Genomic DNA, 925 nt, shown 5'->3' with positions numbered 1-925 from the left:
AGCTGCGCTCCTCCCCGCGGTTTTCACCACGAGGCGTGAGAGACCCGTCCGCATTTGATAGAATTTTCCAGGATGCGGCATCCCAAGAAGGGGATCTGCCATGGATATCCAGGCGCAGAACCAACTGCCTCGTAATGCGTGGAACCTCAGGCGCATCATCGGACCGAAGCCGCCTCTGAAGCCAAAGCACATCTGGGCGTTGCGAACCCGGCTTCAGCATGAGGGGCGAACCCGCGATCTCGCCATGTTCAATCTTGCGATCGACAGCAAGCTGCGCGGGTGCGATCTCGTTCGCCTTCGTGTCGGCGATGTCGTCCTCGGAGGCACCGTTCGCCTCCGAACCGCGATCGTTYAGCAGAAGACGGGGCGGCCGGTACCATTCGAACTGACGGACTCAGCCCGCGAAGCACTTACTGCCTGGCTTAGAAAGCGAGGTTCTCGTGAAGACGACTGGCTTTTTCCTAGCCGTAGCCGGCACGGCGATCACATTACAACGCGCCAGTACGGCCGCCTTCTGGACAGCTGGGTAGCTCTGATCGGATTGGATCCAGCGCTCTACGGGACGCACAGTCTCCGGCGAACGAAGGTTGCGCTGATCTATAAGCGCACGGGCAATTTGCGCGCCTGCCAGCTTCTTCTAGGTCACACGAAACTGGAAAGCACCGTGCGCTACCTCGGTATCGAGGTTGACGACGCGCTTYTCCTTTCGGAGCAAACGGACCTATGAGCTTTGGCACGGCGGGCTCCCGCCGTGCCAGTTCCGCCCTTCGGTCAACGGCAAACTTGGGTGGAGGCTGTGTGAAAAGAGCCGAGTCGGCTAGGATTCCTGGAGGTGATGCTCCGGGAGCTTAGATGAAGCGCTTCGTTGAGAGTGAAGACCGTCGGCAGGGTGTCCTGCTTCCCGAGTATCTTGACGACTGACGAC

At 59.7% G+C, this 925-nt stretch carries 1 protein-coding gene; it reads left to right on the top strand.

The window, feature by feature from the left end; genetic code table 11:
- The first annotated feature begins 100 nt into the window (after nucleotides 1–100).
- The gene (locus AC1D34_RS37985) at nucleotides 101–727 is read left to right on the top strand and encodes a tyrosine-type recombinase/integrase (RefSeq protein ID WP_476827078.1); all 627 of its coding nucleotides are present in this window, start codon (nucleotides 101–103) and stop codon (nucleotides 725–727) included.
- Nucleotides 728–925 lie beyond the last annotated feature (198 nt).

It is taken from the genome of Allobosea sp. P1_A7 (genome assembly GCF_056406775.1).
This window is presented reverse-complemented; position numbering and strand designations above follow the sequence as displayed.